Raw genomic sequence first — 23,878 nt, 5'->3', positions numbered from 1 at the left:
CACCTTTAGCGTATCCGAGCGCCAGGGGGGTACCGCGCGGCGATTATTGCGCCTGTGTCAAGGCTGACCGGCTCCCGCCGGCCGGGCTCAGGCACGCATCCAGGCCCGCCACGGCCTGATGATCAGCTCCCGGTAGGTGTGGTGGGAGGGGTTCCGCCCGGCGTGCTGGAACGTCCAGTTCTGCGCCTGCCCGGCGTCCTCGTCCGCGGCCGAGGTCTCCCCGCAGACCGCGCACTGCATGGCGTAGGTGATGGGCTCCGCGTCGGGCTCCTTGTCCGGTGCGAGCGTCCACGCCCCGAACAGGAAAACCGTTCGTGCAGTCACGGCCGCGGCCTCCCGCTCTCGGCCCCGCTGCCGGCGCCGGCCTCCTCCGGGGCGGTGGGGTCCGCCGCGGGGCGGGCGTGCTCCGGAGGGCAGTTCCACTCCAGCCCGCCGCGGGGCGGTCGTAGCTGTACGTAGCCGGCGTGGTGGTCCATGACCTGGCCGAGTCGTCCGGTGCGCATGTCGACGGCGTAGGTGCTGAGGGGGATTTCATCGCTCACGCCCCTATCCATGCCCACTCCTGCGTAGCCTGATCGGTTACTGAATGGACACGGAGAGTGGTTGCGCGGAACGGTGGTGAGGGAGTACGCCCCGCACGCCCCGGGGCGGCGGGGCGAACCCGTGTCCGAAGCGGGGCGCCGACCCACGGTCCACCGCCGGCCCGTGGAACGCCCGTTCCCCGCGCGGCCCCGCGGAGGTCACTCCGGCGCCCTGCCGATCTCCGGCATGACGCCCAGCTGCTGGAGGAACGACAGCAGGTCTTTGTCCGACCACTTCTCCACCAACTTGCCGTTCTCGATGCGATGGATGACCGTGGCCGTCATCGTGAGCGGGTGTCCCGTCGCCGGGATGCCCGGCAGGTCGCCCTCGTGGACGCCGCGGCAGAGCAGCCTCGTGGCGACCTTGTCGCCCTCGGCCACCTGGTCCTCGATCTCGTGTGTGCCCGGAGTCGCCTCCCAGAACAGCCGGAAGATCTGCTTCAGACCCGTCAGGCCCGGCGGGAAGCCCGGGAACGGCGGTGGCGAGTGGTCCAGGTAGTCCTCGGCGACGAGTTCGTCGAGGACGTCGACGTTGCCCTTGTCGATCTCCGCGTAGAAGCGGCGGACGAGCTTCTTGTTCTCCTCGATAGTCGACATATGTCGCAGTATGGGGGTCCGTCGCCCCGAGGGCCGGGGACGCGCCGGGGCCCCGGGGGACCGGACGCGGACGCGCACGTCAGTTCTCGAACTCGTAGCGCACGATGCGGGCGACGTTCCGCCAGCCCGGCGTCCGTGTCATCACCCAGAGCCCCAGCTTCCCCGCCGGCGGCAGCTTGTCGACCTCCGGCATGTCGACGCTGCGCAGCACGTCCACGCATCGCAGGCCCTCGTGCCAGCCCTCCAGCTCGTCCGGATCGTCGACGGCCCAGTGCAGGGTCGCCCCGGCGCGCCGCACCGGGGTCACGAGCTTCTGCAGCCGGATCCCCAGACCGCTGAAGCAGTCGAACAGCAGCTGACCGCTCGGGAACCGCCCGGTGACGCCCTGGACGAGCCGCTTGCCGTCCTCCTTGCGGAGGTACATGGACAGGCCCTCGAAGACGGTGACGGTGGGGCGGTCGGCGGGGACCTCGCCGAGCCACCGGCCGTCCGTGACGGAGGCGCCGATCACGCGGTAGTCGCCGGGGGGACGCGGCAGCAGCCGGTCGCGCAGCGCCACGACCTCGGGGTAGTCGACGTCCACCCACCGGACCGTCGGCGGCGGGGCCAGCCGGTGGGGGCGGGTGTCCAGGCCGCAGGCCAGGTGCAGCACGGTGGCGGTGGGGTGGTCGGCCAGGAACTCCGCGGTCCAGTCGTCGAGCAGCTTGGCGCGCAGGGCGATGCCGGCGGCGTTGATGCGGGTGATCCCCGTCCTGCGGAAGTCGTAGTCGATGCGGGCCACGGCCCGGGCGGCCTCCTCGTCGCCGAGGACGGGACAGGGGGCACGGCTGTCCAGGGCTCTGCCGTAGAGCGTGGCGAGCATCGTCTCCGGGGCACCGTGCAGGGTGACCTTCTCCCGGCCCACGAATCCACGTTACCGCTCCCTCCCCGGCTCAACGCGGCGTCTGAATACCGCCAGCGCGGCCGCTTCCACCTGCGGATGCTGGGATGCATGACCACGACGACACCCGCTTACGAGGCCCGGGCCATCGACCCGGCCGTCCTGCGGCGGCTGCGCGAGCAGGACGACGCCGGCTTCACCCGCGAGCCCTTCACCGACACGGAGGGCGGCGCGCCGTTGCGCTGCTGCCTGCGGCACAGCGCGGCGGGCGAGCACATCGCTCTCGTCTCGTACGCCCCGCTGCGCCGCTGGGCGGCGGAGACGGGCGCGGCGCCCGGCGCGTACGACGAGTGCGGCCCGGTGTTCGTCCACGCCGACGCGTGCGGGGGACAGACCTCGGGCCCCGGCTACCCGGCCGCCATGCACGGGGCGCGGCGGATGCTGCGCGCGTACGACGCACGGGGGCACATCCTCGGCGGCACGCTGGTCGAGATCCCGGTGGAGCGCGTCGCCGAGGTGGACGACGCGCTCCGCGGGGTCTTCGCGGACCCGGAGGTGGCGCTGGTGCACGTCCGGGCCGTGGAGTTCGGGTGCTTCCTGATGGAGGTGCGGCGTGCTGCGGACTTGAACCTCACCTGACGTGAGGATGCAAGGTGGCCGTATGACCGCCTCCGAACCGGCTTCGGCCACCACCTGGAAGGTCGGCCCGCTCGCTGCGGCGAGCGGTCTGACCGTCCGCACCCTGCACCACTGGGACACCATCGGCCTGCTCAGCCCCTCACGTCGCACGGCGGGCGGGCACCGGGAGTACGACGGGGACGACGTGGCCCGTCTGTACCAGGTGCTGGCCCTGCGCAGCCTGGGCCTGGGCCTTGAGACCATCACGGTCTGCCTCGACAGGGGCATCGACCCCGTCCGGCTCGTCCACGACCACCTCGGACGCGTGGAGGCGTCGATCGCGGCACTCGACGACGTGCGCCGCCGCCTTGTGCGCCTGGGGGAGGAGCTGGCGGGCGACGAGACGCCGAGCACCACGTCGCTGCTGGACGCGCTGCGGGCCCTCGGCCGCACGGGACCCGAGAGCGAAGGCGCCCTCGGCCGGCATCTGGACGCCGACCAGGTAGAGGTCCTGCGCACGCGCGGTGCGGCGCTCGGCCCCGCCGCGCACTACCTGCTGGAGGTCGAATGGCCCGAGCTCTACCGCCGGGCCGAGGCGCTGCGCACGGCCGGCGTCGCGCCCACGGACGCGCGGGTGCGGCGGCTGGTGGCGCGCATGGACGAGCTGAGCACGCTGTTCACGGGCGGCGACGCGGGCATCGCCGCGGGCGTGCGGCGGGCGTGGCACGAGGACCCGGCGGCGATGTCGGGCGACGCGGCGGCCCCGGCCGACGAGTGGCGCGAGGTGGCCGCGTATCTGGGCGAGGCACGCCGATGAGCCGCGGGATCCACGTCCGCTCGGCGCTCGCCACGACGGTGCCGACGCTCCTCACGCTCCCGGTGTGCTGCGCGCTGGCGGCGGTGGGACAGGTGCCGTGGGCGGTGGTCCCCGCCGTGCTCGTGGCGCTGGCGGTCCTGGCGGTGGTGAGGGTGTGGCGTGCGGCCGCCGTCGCCGCGCTGATCGACTCCCTCCCCGAGGGGGCGGCCATGGACGCCAAGACCCTCGCCAAACTCAGCCCCGACTATGGCCAGGCAGCTTGTCGTACCGCCCTCAACCGCCTCCACGGAGCGGGCCACTTGCGGCGGTTCCGCGAGCACCGCCCCGCGGAGGGCGGCGGCATGCGGTGGGTGACCACGACGTACTTCTCCCGCGCGGCGCGGGACGACGCGTGGTGGGGGCGGATGACGCGCGGCGAGGAGCCGCGGCCCGACGCGGAGCCCGCCCCCGCGCCCACCCCGGCCGGCCGCCCCGCCCGCTCCCGCGCGTACGCCGCGCTCGCCACCTTGACCGCGGCCGACGACCGGTTGCCGCTCTCGGCGGCCGACTGCGCCGCGCTCGAACCGCTCGCCGCGGAGTGGTTCGCGCGCGGCGCGGGCGAAGCGCGGCTGCTAGCGGCCCTCACGGCGGGCCTGCCGCCCCAAGTCCACTCGCCCGCGGCGCTGATGCGCACCCGCCTGGTCGAGAAGCTCCCGCCGGAACCCGAACGGGCAGCCCAGGCCGGTCCCTCACCCCTGCGCGTCATGGAGTGCGCGGTCTGCGCCGTCCCCGGCCGCCCCGAGGCCCTTCCCGGTGGCCTCTGCCGCGACTGCCGCGGCGAACCCCGCCCCCCGCAGCCACACGCCTGGACCGCGGCGGAGATCCGCGCCCGCGTGGACGAGCTGCGGGCTGCCGCCCGGACGAACGAAAGGCTGCACACATGACCGCCGTACACGATGCGCCTCCCGACATCGGGGCACCATGGAGGGAAGGAGGCGCCACCATGACCCACAGCACGGCTGACCGACCCCTGATCCGCGTCGAAGAGTTCGAAGAGCTCGCACGCCAGGCCCCCGAGACCGTACGGCTCGAATTCATCAACGGAAGGATCGAGGTCAAGCCCGTGCCGGACGGGGATCACGAGGAGATCGTCAGGTGGCTCCAGAGGCTGTGCATGCAGCACCGTCCGGACCTCTGGCTCTATGGCGCCCGGCACATGAAGGTCGAGGCGTACCGCAAGGGGCGGGCGATTCCTGACGCCGCCCTCGCGCCGGACGGTCACTTCAAGGGGCACGGCAGCTGGTCCGACCCCGACGGCGTACTCATGCTGGTCGAAGTGACCTCGCGCGACGCCGACACCAACCAGCGTGACCGCGTCGACAAGCGCGACGGCTACGCCGCCGCCGGCATCCCGGTCTACCTCCTCGTCGACCGCGATCACCACACCGTGACCGTGCACTGGCAGCCGGAGGCCGGGGAGTACCGCTGCCTGCTCACTCATCCCTTCGGCAAGCCCGTCGACCTCCCCGAGCCGGTCGGTTTCACGCTGGAGACGGCCGAGCTGGGGAAGTTCACGGGTCCCGCCGAGAACGATTCCTGACCCCCAGGCCCCCGCGCCCCGCCCCCCCCCATCACTCCCGCCCAACCGAGACGTTTGCGAAACATCTCGTCCGGTACACCCGCATCCTGGAAGGAAAGGGGGCGTGCCGGACGAGAGGAACGCGGACATCATGCGGGTGCTTGTGGCCGAGGACGAAGAGGTGCTGGCCGAACTCGTGGCCACCGGACTGCGGCGGGCCGGTTTCGCCGTGGACACCGTCTACAGCGGCGACGCGGCCCTCGCCTACCTGGGCCTGCACGACTACGACGTGGTCGTGCTGGACCGTGACCTGCCGCGCGTCCACGGCGACGACGTCACCCGGCGTCTCGTGGCCTCCGGGTCCCGGACCCGCATCCTCATGCTCACCGCCGCCGGCTCCATGGAGGACCGCGTCGCCGGGCTGGACCTCGGGGCGGACGACTACCTGCCCAAACCGTTCGAGTTCCCCGAGCTGGTCTCCCGCGTACGGGCCCTGCGGCGGCGCAGCGCCCGGCCCGCGCCGCCGCTGCTGGAGCGGTCCGGGCTGCGGCTCGACACGGTGCGGCGCACCGCCGAGCGGGACGGGCGGGAGCTGGACCTCTCGCCCAAGGAGTTCGCCGTGCTGCAGATCCTGCTGGAGGCGGACGGCGCCGTCGTCAGCGCCGAGGAACTGCTGGAGAGGGCCTGGGACGCCCACGCCGGCCCCTTCACCGGCGCCGTGCGCGTCGCCCTGGGCACGCTGCGCGGCAAGCTCGGCGAACCCCCGCTGATCCGCACCGTGCAGGGCGTCGGGTACGCCCTGTGAGGCGGCCCGTCCTCGCCGCCCGCACGCGCATCGCCGTCGCCCACGGGGCGGTCTTCCTGGTCCTCGGCACGGGCCTGCCGGCCACCGTCACCGTGCTCTCGCGGGCCGGCACGCAGGAGTGGCGGGACGGCGAAGGCCGCCCCCCGGGCGGGAAGCGGCCTTCACGTGGTGGTGGAACTGGCGCGGGCACGGCCTGCGGCGGCGCCGGCTAGCGGATGATGCCCGCCGCGCGGGCCTCCTCCAGCCACTCCGGGAACTCCACCATCAGTTCCTTGTACAGCTCGCCGTCCGAGAGCAGCTTCGGCTCGCGGCCGGCGTGGAAGAAGCCGGCGTTGTCGACGACGCGCTTCTCCGGCACGGCGAGGTCGTCCAGCTTCCGCAGGAAGTCGAAGCCCTTGCCCTCCGGGTCGCCGAAGCCCACGAACTGCCAGAAGATCGGCAGCTTCGCCGCCTCGCACAGCGCCTTCTCCGCGGCCGCCTTGCTGTAGGGGGCGCCGTCGGTCTGGAAGATGACGAACGCGGGGTCGGTCGCGCCGGACTTCTTGTAGTGGTCGACGACGGCCTCGATGGCCCAGTGGTAGTTCGTGCGGCCCATGTGGCCGTAGGACGCGTGCAGTTCCTGGATGCGGCCCTCGTAGTCGGTCAGGTCCAGCTCCGCCGTCCCGTCGACGTCCGTGGAGAAGAAGACGACGGGTACGACGCCGTCGTCGTCGAGGTGGGCCGCCAGGCCCAGCGCCTGCTCGGCGAGGTGCTGGACGGTGCCGTCCTTGTAGTAGTTGCGCATGGAGCCCGAGCGGTCGAGGACGAGGTAGACCGCGGCCCGGCGCCCGGCGAGGCCCTGCTTCTTCAGCGAGACGCCGGCCGTCTTGTAGAGGCTGACCAGGGCGGGCGCGGTGGCCCGCACCTTCTCCAGGCTGATGGCGGGGGCGCCTTCGGGCTCCGGTTCGGGGTCCGGCACGGGTGTCGGGACGGGGTCGGGCTCCGGGAGGGGCTCGGTGCCGGGAGGCGCCGTGGGGGCGGTCTCCACGGGGGCCGTCTCCATCGCGGGGGCCGGCTCCGGGTCCGGGCCGGGCGGCGGCTCGGGCACCGGGTTCGGGTCGGGCCGGGGCGTGGGCTCCGGCTGGGGGACCGGCTTCGGCTGCGGCATCGGGGTCGGCTCGGGCTCGGGCTCCGGAACCGGTTCGGGGCGCGGCGGGCCGGGAATGGGGATGGGGCCGAGCGGGCCCGGGTCGGGGACCGTCGCGCCGGCCGGCCCGGGAACGTCCTCGGCGACGCGCTCCGCGGCGGCCGCGGCCACCTGCTCCGGAACGGTCTCGACGACCTGCTCCGAGGCCGCTTCCGGCGCGCTCTGACCGACGCGGTCGGCGGTCTCAGCGGTCGGCTGTGCCGGGACGGACACGGTGGCGGCGGGGGTGCTGTCGGGTCCCGCACTCTGCTGGGGCAGGCTCGGTTCGTCGCGCCCGGTTGTCCTGGACCGGCCGAAAGCGTTCCGCAGCAGACTCCGAATGCCCATGGGGAATTCTTCCTTCATGTGTCTCGGGTGCGATTGAAATGTCCGTACTGCGGGGAAATGTCCCCGAGCTTGACGCCTACGTAAGGCTAGCCGTCAAGTCAGGTCCCGTACGTTCACACCCGACACGCCGAACAGCGTGTGTCACAAATGGCGCAATGGCTACGCCCTTACCCGCCCTCACCGGTCATATCGCACCGCCGCCACCCGTCACCACCGCCTCTCACCGGTCGTAGGAGTCCCGCCCGGGCTCGTGGTCCGGGATCCAGCTGCCGTGGAATCCGACGGGCACCCGCACCGGGAGGTGCACCCGCGCGACCGGGCCGGCCGCGAAGTCCTGGGCGGCCAGCACCACCAGGTCCGTCGCCTCGCGCAGCGGGTCGTACGCGAAGGCCAGCACCCAGCCCTCGTCCTCCGCCGCCCCGGGCGACGCCGGCACGAACACCCCCTCGCCCACGTCCCCGCCCGGCGGCATCCGGAACTCCTCGCTGCCGCCGCGCGCCAGGTCGTACTTGACCAGCCCCGCCCCGAAACCTCCCGCACCGCCGGACCCGCCCGCCCGGGCCCGCACGGCGTAGCCGAAGCGGTGCCGCCGGGCCAGCCGGCGCGGGTCCGCGCGCGGGAACTCGACGGGGCGGTCGTCCAGCCGCACGCGCCGCACGCTCCCGGCGGCCAGGTCGACGGTCCAGCGCTCGAGGTGGGCCGGGCACAGCTCGGGCACCGGGCGTTCCCCGTCGAAGAGGCGCTCGTAGCCGACGAGGTGGACGGTGATGAAACGGCCGTCGTGCTCGTAGGCGTTCATGGGGTGGAAGACGAAGCACGGTTCGACCTCCAGCCAGCGCACGTCGCCCGCCCCGCCCTCGCGCGGCAGCACTCCCAGCCGGGCCGGCCGCCCTCGGTCCCAGTGCCAGGGGAAGGCCCCCGGCGCGCGGCGCCCGTCGAAGACGACCGGCAGGTCGTACAGCAGGACGTACCGCACGGTGAGCGAGAAGTCGTGCATCATCGGGTGCCCGTCGACCGGAACGTCGACACGGCGACGGACCCGGCCGTCCGTCCCCACCACGAGGTACTGCACGTACGGCCAGGTCAGGCAGTACGCGACGGCGTGCATCTCCCCGCTGTGCGGGTCCACGGCCGGGTGCGCGGTGAAACCGCCGGGCAGCGTGCCGTGGAAGGTGAACGGGCCGATCGTGTACAGCTCCGGATCCAGCTCGTACGGCAGCGAGCCGCCCTCCACCAGCGCGAGGCAGTGCCCGGCGAAGGACTGCACGTGGGTGTTGGGCGCGAAGTCCATGCCCAGGTGGCGCGGCCCGTGCAGCAGCTTCTCGCCCAGCCGCCCGGCCACCGCGTCGGAGCGGACCCAGCGGTTGCGGTACCACTCGGCGCGGCCGTCCCGCAGCCGGACGCCGTGGACCATGCCCTCGCCGCCGAACCAGTGGTAGGACGCGGGGTCGACCGGGGGCAGGGGATTGGGGCCGTTGCGCAGGTAGCGGCCGCGCAGGGTCTCGGGGAGACGGCCGGTGACGGGCAGGTCGAAGGCGGTGACCTCGTCGTGGACGGGGGCGAAGAGGCCGCGCAGGTACGGGTTCGCCGTGGCGCCCGCGAGGTCCCGCGCCGTGCTCGCGGGGCCGTTCGTCGCGTCGTTCATGCCGCTCACCTCCCCCGGCCCTCCCCCGGCTGCCGCCGGGCGGTGCCCCCACCGCGGAGCCGCTCCTCCACCATCCATCGGAAGGAAGGGTTCGGCCAGTCTCCACCTGGGCTCAAGCGGGGCGTCACCGGATGCGGGAAGCCGGTACGGGCGCGGATCCGCCCGGCGTTCGCGCGCCGGGCAGGCCGGCGCGCACTTCCTTCCGCTTCCGTTTCCGGCTCGGGAACGCAGGGGGAAGCGAAGGGCACGGGCAGGCCAAGAGCAGGGCAATAAAGAGGTCCAGAGCAACCCTCTCCGCCCGTTCCCGCCTCTTTATCGGTAAGTATTGCCGGACGCGAACACGGGTACCCACCACGGGGGCAGGGAGTTGAGAGGCACATGGGCCTGACCAGCCGGTCACTCTTGTACACGGTGGTTTTCGCCGCCGTGTTGTGTGTGGGACTCACGGTGTGGGTCTGGCCACGTCTGGCCGGGCGCGGGGTGCTGCCCGTACTGGGACGACTGGGCTCGATCCTCATGACCCAGCTGGCGATCGTGGCGGCGCTGATGCTCGCGGTGAATTCCTGGGGAGAGTTCTACGGCACCTGGAATCAGCTCCTCGGGCGGGTCGACAAGGCCCCCGTCAACGTGAATGAGATGGGCAAGGGCGGACCGTACGCCACGGTCGGCTCGTCAAAGGACGGCCTGGTGCAGCCGGCCGGACCACAGGGCCTCGACAAGGTGGGCGGAATTCCGCGCGGCGCGGCCGACAAGGAGGGCAAGGTCCAGTCGGTCCGCATCGTCGGCCAGCGGTCCCGCGCCGTCAACCCGGCTTTCGTCTATCTGCCGCCGCAGTACTTCCAGAAGCAGTACGAGCGGCACCGCTTCCCCGTCATGGTCGTGATCAGCGGTTATCCGGGCGGCATCATGAATCTCGCGCAGCACCTCCAGGTGCCCCAGACCGCCGGCAAGCTGCTGTCGGAGAACAAGATGCAGCCGACGGTCATCGTGATGGTCCGCCCGACCATCGCCCCGCCGCGCGACACCGAGTGCGTCGACGTGCCGGACGGGCCGCAGGCCGAGACCTTCTTCACCAAGGACCTGCCCGACGCCCTCAAGAGCACCTACCGGGTCGGTGCGGACCCGAGCGCCTGGGGCGTCCTCGGCTACTCCTCCGGCGGCACCTGCGCCCTCCAGCTCGCCATGCGCCAGCCGGACGTCTACCCGGCCGCGGCCGCGCTCTCCGGCGACTACAAGGTCGGCAACGACCTCACCACCGGCAACCTCTTCGGCAGCGGCGAGGCGGCGAAGCAGAAGCAGCGCGAGCACGACCTGGTCTGGCGGCTCCAGCACATGCCCGTACCGAGGGTGTCGGTGCTGGTGACCAGCAGCAAGAAGGGCGAGAAGAACTACGGCGAGACCGAGAAGTTCCTCAAGGCCGTCAAGGAGCCCATGACCGCGTCGTCGATCATCCTCCCCGAGGGCAGCCACCACTTCACCACCTGGCGCCGGGAGATCGGGCCGGTGCTGGAGTGGATGAGCCAGCAGCTCACCTTCCCGCAGGACACCGCCGACAAGCCCAAGCCGCCGGAGAAGAAGCCGCAGGAGGGCAAGAAGCCCGAGCCGGGGACCTCCGAGGAGCCCAGGCCCGAATCCGCCGGAGGCGGCGAGGAGAAGGCGGGCGGGTCCGCCGGCGACGAGCCGGGCGAGCCGTCCGCGCGGCCGGAGGGCAAGGGGACGGGGGACCGGCCCGACGAGGAGGCGCAGGAGTAGGAGGGCGCGGCAGCGGCAGGCCGGCCGGTCAGCGGCCGGGGCCGCCCGCCAGCTGTTCCCCCAGCCATCCGAAGGCCGCCGGGTACAGGGTGATCCACGTGCCGTAGTTGTGGCCGCCGGAGGCGAGCAGCATCGTCTTCAGCCGGACGCGGCTGCCCGCCGCCTCCCGCTGGAACTCCTCGATGTAGCGCGGCGGACTGCCCCGGTCCTGCCGGGAGGTCGCCAGGAACAGCCCGACGTCGGCCCTGCTGTGCCGCACCAGCCGCGTCGGGCTGTTGCGTTCGCGCACGGCCGGGTCGGCCAGCGCGCCCCCGTCACCGCTGAGCGGGTCGGGGTCGAGCGCGGCGCCGGCACCGAAGACCTTCGGGTACTGCAACGGCAGCTTCGCCGCGCAGAAGCCCCCGGTCGAGATCCCCAGCACGCCCCAGGCCCTGGGCTCGGGGCCGGTGCGGAAGTGCTCGTGGACCAGCTCGGGCACGTCCGAGGCGAGCCACGTGGCGACCTTGCGGTCGTGGACGTCCGAGCAGTCGGTGTCCACGCCGCCGGGGTTGATGATCGGCACGGCGAGGATGAAGGGCCGGGTCGCGCCGCCGCGCAGCAGCCGCTCGTAGGCACCCGGCATCCTGCCCTGCTCCAGCCAGGACTGCGGCGAGCCGGGGACGCCGTGCAGCAGCATCACCACGGGGAAGGCGGTGTGGCGGTAGCGGGGGTCGCGGTACTCCGGCGGGGTCCACACCATGACCTGGCCGGAGAGCTTGGAGCGGGAGCCGTGGAAGTACGTCTCCTGCATGCCGTTGTCACCGCGGGTGAACTTGGCCCGGTGGGCGGGCGGCCCGGGCATCGCCACGGGCCCGGCGTCGTCGGTCCGGCCGAGCAGGTCGCTCCAGGAGGCGTAGAGCCCGTACGTGGAGTTGATCCACACCGCGACGACGCAGATGGCGGTGGCCTGGCAGAGCGCGATGAGGGCGATGCGCCCCAGCCAGCGCACCGGGCGCGGCCCCCGGAGCCGGGCCCACAGCAGCAGCGTGGCCAGGACGGCCAGCACGCACAGCCCGATGAGCAGCGCGAAGAAGGCCGTTCCGGTCAGACTCAGCACGCGAAGCGCTCCCTCGGCTCGGCGGCCCGGGTCAACGCGGCGGTCCGGGCCAGTGGACGCGCAAGACCCTAACGAGGAAACGGCGGCGCGTTGCCGGTATGGGATCACTGGCACACGGACGGGTCGGCCGGCGGTGTGGTGGTGATCGTGCAGGAGAACACCGGCTCGCCGTCCTGGTGTCCGCTGACGCGGCTGACGAACGCCCCCGCGGCGTCGGGCTCGTCGCGCTCGGCCTCTATCCAGCAGGGCAGGTCCAGCTCGGCGTAGCGGTGGAAGCTGCTGGTGAAGGAGGCGGGGGTGACGGCGGAGGCGGCGGGGGCGAGGGCGGCCGACGCCTGACGGGCGGCCTCCAGCAGCACCATGCCGGGGATGTGGTCGACGGGATGGTCGAAGAGGACCGGATGGTCGCCCTCGGCCCGCAGCAGCCAGCGGCCCGCCCGGCCGGCGGCGGAGGCGTCCGCGGGACCGCCGGCGGGGGACGCGGCGGGGGCGAGGACCACGTCGAAGGACGAGTGCCGGCCCACCAGTTCCGGCGGGACGGCGGGTGCCGTCCGGGTGGGCAGGCCCGGCTCGCGGTTGCCGCGCAGCCGGCGGTAGACCTCGGGGGACGCGCAGGTGTACGAGGCGTTCCCGGTCGCGGCTATCGCGCCGTCGCGGCGGAGGACGACGTCGTAGCGCAGCCCGGCCAGGGTGCCGGCCCGGCGGCGGACGTCGGAGCAGCGGACCTCCAGCACCAGCTCCGCGGGGACCGGCCCGACGGCCAGCCGCTCCGGGTGGGTGGTGACGGACAGGTCCCACATGAGGAACTGGTAGCCGAGCGGGACGTCGAACTCGGCGTGGGCGATGAGGGAGCCGACCTGTCTGATGGTCTCGGTGACCAGCATGGGGTCGTGCCGCCGGCCCCCGGCGCCCGCGACCGGGGTGAAGAAGCTGTGCCCGCGCGGCCACTGGGCGGTGACCAGGAAGCGGTCCTCGCCTTCCCGCCGCCAGCCCGTCAGCAGGACCTCGGCCACCGCCGCCCGGTGGACGAACTCCCGGGGCACGGTGGTGGTGAGCCGGGGCAGGGCCGCGGCGTGGGCCGCTGGCGCGCAGATGGTCCGGGACATGTTTCTCCCTCAGATGGCCAGGAAGCAGGGCGGGTTGTCCGCCGACTGTCAAGGTGCGTGCTGTCCGGTTTTCTTTTAGAGTGTCAACGTTCCCTAGGTCAACGCCCCTCGGGGGTAAAGATACGTCTCGGCCGATGACCTACCAGTCCGAATGTGACTCAACTCTCTCGCCTCTTTTGCTGTGGCGAAGGGGTGCTTGACGGTTTAATTTCCGAGCACTTCGCCTGACATTGGAGGTCATTTGTGGCCGCGCCGCTGAGCCGGATACGCCTGGCCGCCGTCAATATCGACGGCGTCCTTCTCAATGACACGTTCAGTCCGGTGATCCACGACTTCGTCACCAGCCGGGGCGGCCGGTACACGGCCGACGTGGAGCGTGCCGTCTTCTCCCAGACACAGCTGGTCGCGGCCGCCGCGCTGGCCGATGCGGCGGGCGTGGACTGGACCCCGGAGCGGGTGCTGGAGGTCTATTTCCAAGAACGCGCCGCGTATCTGGAGAAGGACCCGATCCGCATCCTCGACGGCGCGGTGGACCTGCTGCACCGCCTGCGCGCCCTGGGCCTGCGCACGGTCTGCTACGGCGGGCTCACCGCCGAGCATTTCGACCGGTATCTGGGGGAGCACGCCGACCTCTTCGACGGTCCCGGGTACGTGTGCACCAATGACTTCCGCCCGGGCATCGCCGAGATCACCGGTGACGTCTTCGGCCTCCGTCCGGACGAGGCGCTTTTCATCGACGACGTGGCGCGCGTGGCGGAGACGGCGCGCTCGCTGGGCGTGGCATTCATCGGACACCCGTCCGGTTTTGCCCATGGTTTCCAAGGGGAGCTGATGCGTGCGGCCGGTGTGCGGCACGTCGTGGAGACGCTTTCCGCCATCGACGAAGAGCTTCTGCGTACCGTGGACGCCGAGGCACGGGCGGGAACGCTCTGGTGAATTCGCCGGCTCCGGCGATCGCCAGGGACGATCGCGCCGGGCCGGCAGGGTGCTTCCGGCGGTGCCGTCCGCCGGTGCTCCCACCTGTTTTCCATTGCCGACGACGAGGGGGAATCCCGCACATGACCGCCGAGAACGGCATTCTGCAGGGCAAGATAGCGCTGATCACGGGCGCCAGCAGCGGCATCGGTGCCGCGGCCGCCCGGGTTTTCAGTCGCGAAGGGGCCACGGTCGTGCTGGCGGCCCGGCGCGAGGACCGGCTGCGCGAGCTGGTCGCCGAGTTGACCGGCCGGGGCGGCGAGGCGGCGTACGTGGTGGCGGACGTGGCCCGGCGCGAGGACACCAAGCGGGCGGTGGACTTCGCGGTGGCGCGCTACGGGCGCCTGGACTGCGCCTTCAACAACGCCGGCTGGGGCGAGGGCCGCACGCCGCTGCACCTGATGGACGACGACGTCTACGACCGCATCATGGACACCAACGCGCGGGGCGTGTGGAACTGCCTGCGCGACGAGATCGCGGCCATGCTCGACTCGGGCAAGGGCGGCTCGATCGTCAACAACAGCAGCGTGGGCGGGCTGTTGGCGACGCCCGTCGCCGCGCCCTACGTGGCCTCCAAGCACGCCGTCATCGGCCTGACGAAGGCCGCGGCCGCCGAGTACGCGGCCAGTGGCATCCGGGTCAACTCCGTGGCGCCCGGCACCACGCGCAGCGAGGTCGTCGCGGACTGGTTCGCGCAGAACCCCGGCATCGAGGCCGCCCTGCACGCGGCGACGCCGCAGCCGAGGACGGCCGAGCCGGAGGAGATCGCCGAGGCCGCCGCCTGGCTGCTGAGCGATCGTGCCTCTTTTGTCACCGGTCTGACGATGCCGGTGGACGGAGGATTCACTATCGTCTGACGTTCGATTCCCCGTGCGAACGGTGAACGCCAGTTCACATGGTGTGAATTGCGCCAGATTGCTCGGTCGTACTTGATAGAATACGGACTCGCCGGTTTGATTTCGGGGGGCGATGTGGCGCTTGCAGCGAAGCGTCGCCCCTCGCCGCCAGGGGGGCGGCGCAGTGATCAGTTGAACCGGAGGCTAACCGTGGCAAAGCAGGACCGTGCGATCAGGACTCGCCAGTCCATTCTCGAAGCGGCCGCGGTGGTGTTCGACGAGCGAGGTTACGACGCCGCCACCATTACGGAGATCCTCGCGCGTGCCGAGGTGACCAAGGGGGCGCTGTATTTCCACTTCGCCTCCAAGGAAGAGCTGGCGCTGGCCGTCATCGATGCGCAGCTTCCGGCCATTCCCGAGCCGGGCGAGCGGCCGGTGCTCTCCAAGATGCAGGAACTCGTCGACATGGGCCTGATCTTCGCCCACCGGCTCCTCCAGGACCCCCTCCTGCGCGGCAGCGTGCGCCTCACGCTGGAGCACGGCGGGACGAGCCTCCACCGCAGCACGCCCTTCATCGGCTGGACCGACCTGAGCACCCAGGTGCTCGTCGAGGGCAAGGAGCGCGGGGAGGTCCTGCCGCACGTGGTGCCGTCCGACACCGCCGAGCTGATCGTCGGCGCCTACGCGGGCATCAACACCATGTCGCAGGTGGTCAACCAACGTGCCGACCTCGAACGCCGGGCCATCGTGCTCTACGAGCACCTGATGCCGAGCGTGGCCGTGCCCTCCGTGCTGGCGCGGCTCGACATCTCGCCCGGCCGGGGCGCCAGGGCGCTGGCCGAAATCGAGAAGGCCCGCGTCGACTCCGCCGAGGCCGACGCGACGCGGCTCGTCACCCCGGCCGGGGTCTGAGCCTCCCGCGCGAAGCCGCCGATTCCCGGCGGACTACCGTCGGATGATCCTCCATCAAACCGACCTGGCGGTTTGGAAGGATGGCAACTGCAACCAAATACCGCCGCCCGCGCCACGCGTTCCGCGCCGAGCACGCGCAGTCCCGGCCTCCCCGCCCGGGTCCCGGCGCACCCGCGGAGTGCGCCCTCATGGCTGACATCGGATGAGCCGCCTATTTGACCGGCTCCTCCCCACGGGCGTCGTCGGTGGAGTCGAGGATCTCCAGCGCGACCCGCAGCAGCGCCTCACGCTTCTCCTCGGCCTCCCCGGCCAGCCCGTTCAGGGTGAACGCGCCGAAGTGCACGGTCAGCATCGCGCTTGAGAAGCGCACCTGCGCGTCCGGCGACCGGTCCGTGCCGGCCTGGAGCAGCGCGGTGACCGCCACCAGCCGCTCCTGCAGGGCCTCGCCGATGCTCAGCTCGCGCAGCGTCGCCTGGTTCTCCTGGAAGACGTGGTAGATCGGGGCCGCGTCCCGCAGGGCCGTGCTGTAGCGGCGCAGCAGCTCCCGCTTGGTCTCCAGGGTCACCGGCTGTTCCCTGGCCCAGGCGATGAGGTCGTCCACGGGCCGGCCCAGCTGGTCCGACAGCGCGCCGAGAATGTCCTCCTTCGTCTTGAAGTGGTAGTACAGCGCCGCCTTGGTCACCCCGAGCTCCTCGGCGATCTCCCGCAGCGACGTCTTGTCGTAGCCGCGTGAGACGAAGAGGTCCAGGGCCGTCTTCTGGATGCGCTCACGCGTGTCGCTCTTGCGCGCCTGGGGGCTGCTGGCCATGGGCTCACACTCCTGCTTTCTCTTGCTGACTAGCCCGTCGGCAGGTAAGTAACGGGCCGCGCTCCCGGACACGTTAGGGGGAGAGATCGCGGTGCGGAAAACGGCGACCAGCGCGCGGACGCCTCGCTTTCCGCCGCTGGGGCGCCCTTGGTTCGCACCAGCGCACCCGCCGCGCCGCGCCCATCGCCCCAGCGCACGGCCGGTTTCGTACCCCCGATCGTCGTTCAACGGTATCTAACCGGGCGTCAAGCAAGTGAAAACCATACTTGACGCCCGGTTAGGGGGTGCATAACCTTCCCGCTGAGCTGACTGGCCTGGTGGCAAGTACGTAAATGCGAACCTGACCGAGGGGATGGTGGGCGTCGACATGGCACGACACGTTGCTGCTGCAATCGACTACTACGCCTACGCCGCACACGACTTCCATGGGACCGACGTCCTGCCGGAGACCGACGCCGCGGTGGAACCCGTGCCGGCGGTCTTCGAGGGGCTGAGCGTCCCCGTGCGGACCGCCGCGTCCATGCTCGGGCTGTCCCCATGGACGATCGCCCATCTGATAGAGCGGGGGGAACTGCGCAGCGAGCGCGGCGGCCAGTACCGCTACGTCACCCTGACCAGCATTTTTTCTTATCGCCGAAACACGCGATAATTGCTTTTGATCGACGATGGTCCCCCACTGGCTCGAATGAGTGAAAGCCCGGAACCTCCTGTTTGGGCCGGAGTTATTCAGAACGCTTTCTCAGTGGGGGCGCTACTCGATCGAAAGGCAATAGACGTGTTCAAGAAGGTACTCGCCACTGCCGCGGTGACGGCTTCCGCGGTCGGCGCCATCGCCGCTCCTGCGATGGCCATCGACAACGAGCAGGACGTCCTGAACGCCAACGGTGCCAAGACCGGTTACGGGAACACGCACACCGACGGCAAGGAAAGCCCGCAGATGAGCCTCATCCAAGGCTCGCTGAACAAGCCCTGCATCGCCATCGGCAAGCTTGGCATCCAGTCGCTGATCGGCGCCCTCAACATCGGCCTGCAGGACGTGCCGATCCTTACGTCGCAGCAGCAGCAGCAGTGCACCGACAACTCGACGATCAACGACGGGGACGACCCGCTGTCGCACATCCTCGACGAGATCCCGATCCTCTCGGGCAACGGCTCGGGCAACGCGGGGCCCCTCTTCGGCGGCCCCGGTCACTGACCGGACGGACCGAGCAGTCGGACAAGTCCCCCTGCGGCGGGTGTGCGGGACCCGCTGCGGGGGGATCCGCATGTCCGCCGCCCCCGCTCCCGCGCTGTTTAATTATTTGATATCGCCGCCGGTGCGGCCAAAAGAATGAATCCCGATAACCTTCGGGACGGCTTCCGGGTTAGTTGATTAGTTCTTGCAATTCGTCGACCCGAAGCGAAGGAACCATTGTGATCAAAAAGGTAGTGGCCACGGCCGCGCTGGCGTTCTCCGCCGTCAGCGCCACCGCTGGACCCGCCCTCGCGGCGGGTGACAGCCAGGACGTCGCCAACGCGAACGGTGCCGGCCAGATGTACGGGAACACCTGGACCGGCGGCTACATGAGCCCGCAGATGGGTCTGATCAACGGCTCGCTGAACAAGCCGTGCATCGCCATCGGCAAGCTGGGCGTCCAGTCGCTGATCGGCCTGCTCAACATCGGCATCCAGGACGTGCCGATCCTGTCCTCGCAGCAGCAGCAGCAGTGCACCGAGAACTCGACGATCAACGACGGCGACGACCCGTTGTCGCACATCCTCGACGACATCCCGATCATCTCGGGCAACGGATCCGGCAACGGCGACGACCTGTTCGGCGGTCTCGGGCACGGCCACCCGTAACCCCGGCCGGTTCACGCCGCCGGAACCCAAGGAGCCGCCCCCGGCGATCCCGGGGGCGGCTCCGTGTGCGCGGTGCGCACCCGAGGGCGGAGGTCAACCCTCGTAGTAGACGGTGAGGACGGCGCCGCCGACCTCCACCCGGCGGTGGCCCAGCCGCTCGCCGCGGCGCAGCGCGCGCAGGCACTCGCGGAACATGGCCATCTCCTCGCCGGTCAGCACCGCCGCCGCCAGGTCGAGCAGCTCGGCGACGCTCCGGTCGGTCAGCACTTCGGGCAGTTCACCCGAGAGCAGCACCACGGACTCCCCGGTGTGACCCCGGACAACGGCGTGGGACGTCGAGCCACCACTGACAACGAGCACTCATTCCCCCTGGCTTCGGGCAGGTCGAGACGATAGCCGGGAAGAGGCGTGGTCCTGGGCCCGGAGAGGAATATTCACCGGATTCAACCGCTGCCGGAACCGGAGGTGGTGACGGGGCGTCCGAGTATGAACGACCGTGTTCAAACAGCGAGTTCAGGACTCTTTCGGGTGACTCTCGTGCTCCACGGCCGGAGGGCTCCCGGGGGCCCGTCCCAGGAGCGACTCCACCAGGGCGGCCACGTGCCGGCGGTCGTCGGTGGAGAGCCGCTGGACGCTGGCGATCAGCAGGTCGACCTCCGGGTCCGGGTCCGGCCGCGTCGCCGGGGCGTCCTCCGTCGTGGGGTAGAGGTGGATGCCGCAGGTCTCGGCGGCGGCCCGGCGCACGGTGTCCAGCGGGAGGTCGAGCCCGCGGGAGAGGCCTTCGAGCGTGGCCGGCTGCGGCATGCGCACCAGGCGGTCGGTCGTGGCCAGGTGGTGCACGGTCGAGCGCGGGATGCCGCCCCTGCGAGCGACCTCCCCGTAGGACCACCCCTGCCGCTCCAGGCGCTGTCTGATGATCTCTTGCAGTGCGTTGGCCACTGACGGTCGCTTCCTGCTCTCGGCTGGCTCGGGCCCGCTCGGGTGGAACCGATTCTACGGGGGCGGTCCGCCGGAACCGCTTGCGCGGTGCCGACGGACGCCACTAGTGTCCAATCTCGTTGGACAGCAAGTCCAACCGCATCGGACAGGGGCCGGGGGGTCCTGCCTGTGTCCGAGGGCGACTTTCGTCATCACCCGCGTGGGGTAACCGCGTCGAACCCGACGGTTCCACACGAGCGGACGTCACGCGGGCCACATCCCGGAGGGGGACCACCATGCTCGACGCCCATGAGCTCGAAGCCGAGTCGGCCGAACTGCTTCCCGGCCGCGAGGCGCTCGGCAAGCTGAAGTTCAGCTTCACCCGCACCACCAACGTCACCAAGCACGTGGCCAACGTGGCGGCGCACAACTCCTCGACGGCGCTCAACGTGTGCTCGCCCGACGCCGTGGCCCAGTCGGCCGCCGGCCAGTCGATCTCCATCCAGCAGTAGGAGCGGTCACCGTCGCCGGCGCGGCGCCCCCGCCCCGTACGCGGGGCGTCCGCCCGCCGGTATCCGCCACCTCGCACACCTCAGACCGAAAGGCACAGCCATGAGCATGAACCCGAGTGAGCTCGACGCCGAGTCCGCCGAACTGCTTCCCGGCCGCGAGGCCCTGGGCAAGCTGAAGTTCAGCTTCACCCGCACCACCAACGTCACCAAGCACATCGCCAACGTCTCGGCGCACAACGAGTCGCTGGCCGTCAACGACTCCTCGCCGTTCGCCGTCGCGCAGTCCGAGGCCACGCAGTCCATCTCCATCAAGCAGTAACCCGGCCCGCACACTCGGCGGGCCGCGCTCCAGGGGAAGGCGCGGCCCGCCGGCAAGGGGGGAACACCGAGCGGTCTCGTCGAGGGGGAGGAACCAGATGACGGTGGTCGGAGACCACGAGGCCGGCCGCAGCCGCCATCGCACGACCGGCGAGACCGCCACGCTCGGCACGGGCACGCCGGGAGACACCGCGTGCGCCGGCGTCCGGACAGGGGACGCCGGCGCCCCCGTGCCGGGACCCGGGGGCTTTCCGTACGCCGAACCGGAGGCGTACGCGGAGGGGGAGGCCGACACCCTGCGTCTGCCCCTGCTGGAACAGGCGGTGCCGGGCCCGGAGCCCGACGCGGCAGCCGTCGTCCCACGGCTCAGCGCGGGCCTGCGCCTGCACGGGGAGTACCAGGGGTCCGGGTTCACCGAACCGAAGTACATCGCGCGCCGCGGCGACGGCCAGGTGGTGCAGCTCTCCCGGCTGCTCCACCTGGTCGCCTCGGCCGTCGACGGCACCCGGGACATGCGCGCCGTCGCCCGCGAGGTCAGCGCCGGCTTCGGACGCGAGGTCAGCGGCGAGAACGTCGCCTACCTCGTCGAGAACAAGCTGGAACCCCTCGGCGTCACCGTGCCGCCCGGGCAGGAGAGCGACGAGGTCCAGGGCCCCCGCTCGGACCTGCTGCTCGGCCTCAAGGGCCACCGCGTCATCTTCAACGAGCGCCGGGTGGCCGTCATCGCCCGTTCGCTGGCCTGGCTGCACCGGCCGCCGGTGGTCGCGGGCGTCCTCGCCCTCGCCGTCGCCATGGACGTGTGGCTCTTCGGCTTCCACGGCGCCATGACGCCCGTGCTCAACGTCCTCGACCAGCCGCTCCTGCTGCTGGTCGTCTTCGGCATCACCGTCGCCTCGCTCGTCTTCCACGAGTTCGGGCACGCCTCGGCGTGCAGATACGACGGCGCCCATCCGGGCTGCATCGGCTGCGGGATCTTCCTGATCTGGCCGTCCATGTACACCGACGTCACCGACGTCTACCGCATCGGCCGCGCCGGCCGGCTGCGCACCGACCTCGGCGGCGTCTACTTCAACGTCGTCTTCATGCTGCTGCTGACCGGCGCGTACTTCGTGACCGGCCAGCCCTTCCTGCTCTGCGCCGTCTACCTCGGCCACTTCGAGGTGCTGGAACAGCTGATGCCCGCCGTCCGGCTGGACGGCTACTTCATCCTCGGCGACCTCGCCGGGGTGCCGGACCTCTACGGCAAGATCAAGCCGATCCTGCTGAGCATGGTCCCCGGCCGGCGGACCGACCCGGCCGTCGCGGACCTCAAGCGCAGGACGCGCGTCGTCGTCACCACCTGGGTGGTGACCATGGTGCCGCTGCTGGCCGCCGAGCTGGCCTACGCCCTGTGGAACCTGCCCCGCCTGGTCGCCACCGGAGTGCGCTCGCTCGCCCAGCAACTCGTCGGCACCTATGAGGCGTTCGCCGACGGCGAGGTGCTGAGCGGGCTGGCCGGCGTGCTCGGCAGCCTCATGCTCATCTGCCCGCTGGCCGGCATGACCTACCTGTCCATCCGGCTCAGCGGCCGACTGGGCCGCAACGCCCTGCGCGCCACCGCCGGCCGGCCGCGGCTGCGGATCGGCCTGCTGCTGGGGGTGGCGGCCGTGGCCACGACGCTGGGCTTCGCCTGGTCCAGCGGCGTCACGCCCAAGCCGCTGCCCCCGAAGCCGCCCCTCGCGCCGATCCTCCAGCCCCACGTGCCCACCCTGCCCCCGCCCGAGCCCGCCCACCCGGAGCTGCCCGGGCGAGACCCGGCCAGAAGCCAGGTGCCCGGCGTGTGGAGCCCCGGGGGCTCGGTGCCCGCGGTCTCCCCGCTGCCGTGGCGCACCCCGCCGCCCCGCCCCGGGATGCCGACCCCGGCCCCGGCGGTCACCGCCGGGCCCCCGGCGGCCCCGGCGGGCGGGCCCGCGGCCGCGCCCGGCCCGAAGCCCACGACGGCCCCCGCGCCCGTCGTGCTCCCGCCCGCGGGACCGCCGGCCAAGCCGCCCGTCCTGCCGCCCTCCACGCCCAAGCCGGAGCCCGCCACCACGACGTCGGCCCCGTCGCCCGCGCCGGCGACGCCTCCGGCTGCCACGCCCCCGGCCACCACCGCGCCGCCCGCAGCCACCACCGCCCCGGCGCCGACCGCGCCGCCGGCGAGCCCGGCCGCGACGCCCTGAGCGACGACGGCCGCCCGGACACCGGGCCCGTCCGTCACACCACCGCTCAGGTGACTCACCACACCCGTCGAACCCATGACTCCTTGAGGAGACGTTTCGTGAACCCCTTTCTCTCCCGTCACTTCCTACGCATCGGACTGCTGGCCGCCGGCATCGCCACAGCCGCCACCGGCGGCCCCGCCCAGGCCGCCGAGGGCATCGCCGTCACCCACGACGACGTGCGGACCGTGGCCAACCCCCACCACCACGTCGCGTACGACGACAGCTTCGCCGTCCACCAGCTCGGCTCCGTCACCGCCGCCCGCGTCGGCAACCAGGCCATCGCCACGTCCGCCGGCTGCACCGCGGACGACGCCTGCCGCTCGGTGGCCCTGTCCTTCCAGGTCGTCACGCTGGCCGGCGACCACGTCCGCCTCAACGCGATCAACAACGGCCGGGCCCGCAACGAGCACTGCACCGGCTGCCAGACCCTGGCGGGCGCGTACCAGTTCGTCGTCTCCACCCCGAAGCCCACGCGGCTCACCCCGACGGCCCAGCGCCGGCTCGCCGACATCCACCGCCGCCTGGACGCGCTGGGCTCCTCCCGCCTCCCCGCCGCCGACCTCAAGCGCAGGGCCGACGCCCTGGCCGCCGAGGTCACGGCCCTGCTGGCCCAGCCCTCGTCCATGACGGCGGGCACGGCGCCGCACACCCGGCCGTCGGTGACGGTCCACCGCCACCTGGACGGCTGGCCCGCGCACTGACGGCCGACGGCCGCGGGCCGGGGCCGGGCGGAGCCGGGATAATCGTGGGCATGCCGACCGAGAAGGCCCTCCCCGCGAGGAAGCCCGCCGCCGCGTGAAGATCACAGGTCTGCAGCAGAGGCTGCTCGCCGACGTCGTGGCGATCGGCTCCCCGTACCCGCTCGTCCTCACGGGCGGGTACGCGGTGCAGGCCCACGGGCTGGTGGACCGCTTCAGCGAGGACCTCGACCTCGCCACCGAGTCCCCGGCGCCGATGGAGGGCATCGCGGCGGCCCTGCAACGCGGCCTGACCGAACGGAGCTGGCGGGTCCGAGCGGTCGAGACCACGCCCCTCTCGGCGCGCATGGTGGTCACCGAGGCCCCGACGGGCGCGGAGTGCGAGGTCGACGTCTTCAAGGAGACGATGGCGCACCCGCCGCTGCAGACCGCGTACGGACCGGTCCTGGCCCTCGACGACGTCGTCGGCACCAAGGTGCGGGCCCTCGCCGCCCGTGGCTACCCCCGTGACCTCGTCGACGTGCACGCGGCCTTCGCCTCCGGCCGGTGGTCGCGCGTGGAGGTCGAGGAACTGGGGCGCGCTCACGCGGGAGACGCGTTCGACCTCGGCGAGCTGCGGGCCCGGCTCGACGGCGCCGAGTGGACCGACGACCGCGAGTTCGCCGCCTACGGCCTGGACGAGGAGCAGATCGCCGGCCTGCGCCGCTGGGCGCAGGAGTGGGCGGACGACATCGGGGAGCGGCTCCTGGAAGAGGCGCCGTACGAGGACGAGGAGTAGGCGGCCCCGTCCCCCGTGGGTGGCGGACCGTCACCCCATCGTCCGGCGGCCTCCTGCCCGGCGTCGAGGC

29 protein-coding genes are annotated in these 23,878 nt (G+C 71.9%); 18 read left to right on the top strand and 11 right to left on the bottom strand.

Annotation, left to right across the window (positions count from 1 at the left end; all coding sequences use genetic code 11):
• Window positions 1-87: 87 nt before the first annotated feature.
• The 4 genes from CYQ11_RS14885 to CYQ11_RS14870 form a co-directional block, all read right to left on the bottom strand.
• Window positions 88-324 carry a DUF7848 domain-containing protein gene (locus CYQ11_RS14885; RefSeq protein ID WP_099200046.1) on the bottom strand — a complete coding sequence of 79 codons (237 nt, stop codon included), beginning with the start codon at window positions 322-324 and terminating at the stop codon, window positions 88-90.
• A complete protein-coding gene (locus tag CYQ11_RS14880) occupies window positions 321-542 on the bottom strand; it encodes a hypothetical protein (RefSeq protein ID WP_181143891.1) in 222 nt (73 codons plus the stop codon). Before CYQ11_RS14880 ends, CYQ11_RS14885 begins: the two co-directional genes overlap by 4 nt.
• A 198-nt stretch (window positions 543-740) precedes the next feature.
• A complete protein-coding gene (locus CYQ11_RS14875; RefSeq protein WP_099200048.1) occupies window positions 741-1,178 on the bottom strand; it encodes an ester cyclase in 438 nt (145 codons plus the stop codon).
• A gap of 79 nt (window positions 1,179-1,257) precedes the next feature.
• Window positions 1,258-2,082, bottom strand: a complete 825-nt coding sequence (locus CYQ11_RS14870) for a class I SAM-dependent methyltransferase (RefSeq protein ID WP_099200049.1) — start codon at window positions 2,080-2,082, stop codon at window positions 1,258-1,260.
• Between the two features lie 87 nt (window positions 2,083-2,169).
• On the opposite strand from CYQ11_RS14870, the gene CYQ11_RS14865 reads away from it, so the two are divergent.
• From CYQ11_RS14865 to CYQ11_RS14840, 6 genes are all read left to right on the top strand, one after another.
• Window positions 2,170-2,697: a DUF1203 domain-containing protein gene (locus tag CYQ11_RS14865; protein ID WP_099200050.1), complete on the top strand. Its 528-nt coding sequence runs from the start codon at window positions 2,170-2,172 to the stop codon at window positions 2,695-2,697.
• A 22-nt stretch (window positions 2,698-2,719) separates the two neighbouring features.
• Window positions 2,720-3,493, top strand: a complete 774-nt coding sequence (locus tag CYQ11_RS14860; protein ID WP_240003459.1) for a MerR family transcriptional regulator — start codon at window positions 2,720-2,722, stop codon at window positions 3,491-3,493.
• Window positions 3,490-4,416, top strand: a complete 927-nt coding sequence (locus CYQ11_RS14855) for a hypothetical protein (protein WP_240003460.1) — start codon at window positions 3,490-3,492, stop codon at window positions 4,414-4,416. The genes CYQ11_RS14860 and CYQ11_RS14855 overlap by 4 nt, the downstream gene beginning before the upstream one ends.
• A 59-nt stretch (window positions 4,417-4,475) precedes the next feature.
• Window positions 4,476-5,072, top strand: a complete 597-nt coding sequence (locus CYQ11_RS14850; protein WP_099200051.1) for a Uma2 family endonuclease — start codon at window positions 4,476-4,478, stop codon at window positions 5,070-5,072.
• Window positions 5,073-5,202: 130 nt separating this feature from the next.
• A complete protein-coding gene (locus CYQ11_RS14845) occupies window positions 5,203-5,856 on the top strand; it encodes a response regulator transcription factor (protein WP_099200251.1) in 654 nt (217 codons plus the stop codon).
• Window positions 5,853-6,068: a hypothetical protein gene (locus CYQ11_RS14840; RefSeq protein ID WP_099200052.1), complete on the top strand. Its 216-nt coding sequence runs from the start codon at window positions 5,853-5,855 to the stop codon at window positions 6,066-6,068. The genes CYQ11_RS14845 and CYQ11_RS14840 overlap by 4 nt, the downstream gene beginning before the upstream one ends.
• Here CYQ11_RS14840 and CYQ11_RS14835 read toward each other — a convergent pair.
• Both CYQ11_RS14835 and CYQ11_RS14830 read right to left on the bottom strand, forming a co-directional pair.
• Window positions 6,065-7,369 (bottom strand): vWA domain-containing protein, encoded by a 1,305-nt coding sequence (locus CYQ11_RS14835; RefSeq protein ID WP_099200053.1) that lies wholly within the window; start codon window positions 7,367-7,369, stop codon window positions 6,065-6,067. The genes CYQ11_RS14840 and CYQ11_RS14835 overlap by 4 nt on opposite strands.
• Window positions 7,370-7,589: 220 nt before the next feature.
• Complete coding sequence (locus CYQ11_RS14830; protein ID WP_099200054.1) at window positions 7,590-9,014, bottom strand: carotenoid oxygenase family protein; 1,425 nt, start codon at window positions 9,012-9,014, stop codon at window positions 7,590-7,592.
• 378 nt (window positions 9,015-9,392) lie between these two features.
• Here CYQ11_RS14830 and CYQ11_RS14825 point away from each other — a divergent pair, with 378 nt between their 5' ends.
• On the top strand, window positions 9,393-10,766 hold the full coding sequence (locus CYQ11_RS14825) for an alpha/beta hydrolase (RefSeq protein ID WP_099200055.1): 1,374 nt from the start codon (window positions 9,393-9,395) through the stop codon (window positions 10,764-10,766).
• A gap of 28 nt (window positions 10,767-10,794) precedes the next feature.
• Here the strand turns inward: CYQ11_RS14825 and CYQ11_RS14820 are convergent, their stop codons facing one another.
• Both CYQ11_RS14820 and CYQ11_RS14815 read right to left on the bottom strand, forming a co-directional pair.
• A complete protein-coding gene (locus tag CYQ11_RS14820) occupies window positions 10,795-11,862 on the bottom strand; it encodes an alpha/beta hydrolase (RefSeq protein ID WP_338105601.1) in 1,068 nt (355 codons plus the stop codon).
• Between the two features lie 104 nt (window positions 11,863-11,966).
• Window positions 11,967-12,968, bottom strand: coding sequence for a ScbA/BarX family gamma-butyrolactone biosynthesis protein (locus CYQ11_RS14815; protein ID WP_099200056.1), 1,002 nt, complete (start codon window positions 12,966-12,968; stop codon window positions 11,967-11,969).
• Between the two features lie 243 nt (window positions 12,969-13,211).
• On the opposite strand from CYQ11_RS14815, the gene CYQ11_RS14810 reads away from it, so the two are divergent.
• The 3 genes from CYQ11_RS14810 (at window position 13,212) to CYQ11_RS14800 (ending at window position 15,691) form a co-directional block, all read left to right on the top strand.
• Complete coding sequence (locus tag CYQ11_RS14810) at window positions 13,212-13,904, top strand: HAD family hydrolase (protein WP_099200057.1); 693 nt, start codon at window positions 13,212-13,214, stop codon at window positions 13,902-13,904.
• Between the two features lie 122 nt (window positions 13,905-14,026).
• Window positions 14,027-14,800, top strand: a complete 774-nt coding sequence (locus CYQ11_RS14805; RefSeq protein ID WP_099200058.1) for a glucose 1-dehydrogenase — start codon at window positions 14,027-14,029, stop codon at window positions 14,798-14,800.
• Window positions 14,801-14,989: 189 nt separating this feature from the next.
• Window positions 14,990-15,691: a ScbR family autoregulator-binding transcription factor gene (locus tag CYQ11_RS14800; protein ID WP_099200059.1), complete on the top strand. Its 702-nt coding sequence runs from the start codon at window positions 14,990-14,992 to the stop codon at window positions 15,689-15,691.
• A 211-nt stretch (window positions 15,692-15,902) separates the two neighbouring features.
• Here the strand turns inward: CYQ11_RS14800 and CYQ11_RS14795 are convergent, their stop codons facing one another.
• A complete protein-coding gene (locus CYQ11_RS14795; protein WP_099200060.1) occupies window positions 15,903-16,499 on the bottom strand; it encodes a TetR/AcrR family transcriptional regulator in 597 nt (198 codons plus the stop codon).
• Window positions 16,500-16,866: 367 nt separating this feature from the next.
• Here CYQ11_RS14795 and CYQ11_RS14790 point away from each other — a divergent pair, with 367 nt between their 5' ends.
• The 3 genes from CYQ11_RS14790 to CYQ11_RS14780 all read left to right on the top strand — a co-directional run bounded on the left by CYQ11_RS14790 (window position 16,867) and on the right by CYQ11_RS14780 (window position 18,341).
• Window positions 16,867-17,148 (top strand): hypothetical protein, encoded by a 282-nt coding sequence (locus CYQ11_RS14790; protein ID WP_146104687.1) that lies wholly within the window; start codon window positions 16,867-16,869, stop codon window positions 17,146-17,148.
• Between the two features lie 126 nt (window positions 17,149-17,274).
• A complete protein-coding gene (locus CYQ11_RS14785; protein WP_099200062.1) occupies window positions 17,275-17,694 on the top strand; it encodes a rodlin in 420 nt (139 codons plus the stop codon).
• Between the two features lie 218 nt (window positions 17,695-17,912).
• A complete protein-coding gene (locus CYQ11_RS14780) occupies window positions 17,913-18,341 on the top strand; it encodes a rodlin (protein WP_099200063.1) in 429 nt (142 codons plus the stop codon).
• A gap of 93 nt (window positions 18,342-18,434) precedes the next feature.
• On the opposite strand, the gene CYQ11_RS14775 is transcribed toward CYQ11_RS14780, so the two are convergent.
• Window positions 18,435-18,635, bottom strand: a complete 201-nt coding sequence (locus CYQ11_RS14775; RefSeq protein WP_240003461.1) for a hypothetical protein — start codon at window positions 18,633-18,635, stop codon at window positions 18,435-18,437.
• A 219-nt stretch (window positions 18,636-18,854) separates the two neighbouring features.
• A complete protein-coding gene (locus tag CYQ11_RS14770) occupies window positions 18,855-19,280 on the bottom strand; it encodes a helix-turn-helix domain-containing protein (protein ID WP_099200065.1) in 426 nt (141 codons plus the stop codon).
• Between the two features lie 275 nt (window positions 19,281-19,555).
• On the opposite strand from CYQ11_RS14770, the gene CYQ11_RS14765 reads away from it, so the two are divergent.
• The 5 genes from CYQ11_RS14765 to CYQ11_RS14745 all read left to right on the top strand — a co-directional run bounded on the left by CYQ11_RS14765 (window position 19,556) and on the right by CYQ11_RS14745 (window position 23,808).
• Window positions 19,556-19,771, top strand: coding sequence for a hypothetical protein (locus tag CYQ11_RS14765; RefSeq protein ID WP_099200066.1), 216 nt, complete (start codon window positions 19,556-19,558; stop codon window positions 19,769-19,771).
• A gap of 100 nt (window positions 19,772-19,871) precedes the next feature.
• Window positions 19,872-20,090, top strand: a complete 219-nt coding sequence (locus CYQ11_RS14760; RefSeq protein WP_099200067.1) for a hypothetical protein — start codon at window positions 19,872-19,874, stop codon at window positions 20,088-20,090.
• A 97-nt stretch (window positions 20,091-20,187) separates the two neighbouring features.
• On the top strand, window positions 20,188-22,290 hold the full coding sequence (locus tag CYQ11_RS14755) for a zinc metalloprotease (protein WP_240003462.1): 2,103 nt from the start codon (window positions 20,188-20,190) through the stop codon (window positions 22,288-22,290).
• A 98-nt stretch (window positions 22,291-22,388) separates the two neighbouring features.
• Window positions 22,389-23,033, top strand: a complete 645-nt coding sequence (locus CYQ11_RS14750) for a hypothetical protein (protein ID WP_240003463.1) — start codon at window positions 22,389-22,391, stop codon at window positions 23,031-23,033.
• Window positions 23,034-23,127: 94 nt separating this feature from the next.
• Window positions 23,128-23,808, top strand: a complete 681-nt coding sequence (locus CYQ11_RS14745) for a nucleotidyl transferase AbiEii/AbiGii toxin family protein (RefSeq protein ID WP_099200068.1) — start codon at window positions 23,128-23,130, stop codon at window positions 23,806-23,808.
• The last annotated feature ends 70 nt before the right edge of the window (window positions 23,809-23,878 follow it).

Origin of the sequence: Streptomyces cinnamoneus (genome assembly GCF_002939475.1) — a bacterium.
Taxonomy (GTDB): domain Bacteria; phylum Actinomycetota; class Actinomycetes; order Streptomycetales; family Streptomycetaceae; genus Streptomyces; species Streptomyces cinnamoneus_A.
This window is presented reverse-complemented; position numbering and strand designations above follow the sequence as displayed.

What these genes read in the sequence shown, in the direction of transcription:
- CYQ11_RS14875 (WP_099200048.1), bottom strand. Translation starts at nt 1,178, where the DNA reads ATGTCGACTATCGAGGAGAACAAGAAGCTCGTCCGCCGCTTCTACGCG.
- CYQ11_RS14865 (WP_099200050.1), top strand. Translation starts at nt 2,170, where the DNA reads ATGACCACGACGACACCCGCTTACGAGGCCCGGGCCATCGACCCGGCC.
- CYQ11_RS14860 (WP_240003459.1), top strand. Translation starts at nt 2,720, where the DNA reads ATGACCGCCTCCGAACCGGCTTCGGCCACCACCTGGAAGGTCGGCCCG.
- CYQ11_RS14855 (WP_240003460.1), top strand. Translation starts at nt 3,490, where the DNA reads ATGAGCCGCGGGATCCACGTCCGCTCGGCGCTCGCCACGACGGTGCCG.
- CYQ11_RS14850 (WP_099200051.1), top strand. Translation starts at nt 4,476, where the DNA reads ATGACCCACAGCACGGCTGACCGACCCCTGATCCGCGTCGAAGAGTTC.
- CYQ11_RS14845 (WP_099200251.1), top strand. Translation starts at nt 5,203, where the DNA reads ATGCGGGTGCTTGTGGCCGAGGACGAAGAGGTGCTGGCCGAACTCGTG.
- CYQ11_RS14835 (WP_099200053.1), bottom strand. Translation starts at nt 7,369, where the DNA reads ATGGGCATTCGGAGTCTGCTGCGGAACGCTTTCGGCCGGTCCAGGACA.
- CYQ11_RS14830 (WP_099200054.1), bottom strand. Translation starts at nt 9,014, where the DNA reads ATGAACGACGCGACGAACGGCCCCGCGAGCACGGCGCGGGACCTCGCG.
- CYQ11_RS14825 (WP_099200055.1), top strand. Translation starts at nt 9,393, where the DNA reads ATGGGCCTGACCAGCCGGTCACTCTTGTACACGGTGGTTTTCGCCGCC.
- CYQ11_RS14815 (WP_099200056.1), bottom strand. Translation starts at nt 12,968, where the DNA reads ATGTCCCGGACCATCTGCGCGCCAGCGGCCCACGCCGCGGCCCTGCCC.
- CYQ11_RS14805 (WP_099200058.1), top strand. Translation starts at nt 14,027, where the DNA reads ATGACCGCCGAGAACGGCATTCTGCAGGGCAAGATAGCGCTGATCACG.
- CYQ11_RS14795 (WP_099200060.1), bottom strand. Translation starts at nt 16,499, where the DNA reads ATGGCCAGCAGCCCCCAGGCGCGCAAGAGCGACACGCGTGAGCGCATC.
- CYQ11_RS14790 (WP_146104687.1), top strand. Translation starts at nt 16,867, where the DNA reads ATGGCACGACACGTTGCTGCTGCAATCGACTACTACGCCTACGCCGCA.
- CYQ11_RS14765 (WP_099200066.1), top strand. Translation starts at nt 19,556, where the DNA reads ATGCTCGACGCCCATGAGCTCGAAGCCGAGTCGGCCGAACTGCTTCCC.
- CYQ11_RS14760 (WP_099200067.1), top strand. Translation starts at nt 19,872, where the DNA reads ATGAGCATGAACCCGAGTGAGCTCGACGCCGAGTCCGCCGAACTGCTT.
- CYQ11_RS14755 (WP_240003462.1), top strand. Translation starts at nt 20,188, where the DNA reads ATGACGGTGGTCGGAGACCACGAGGCCGGCCGCAGCCGCCATCGCACG.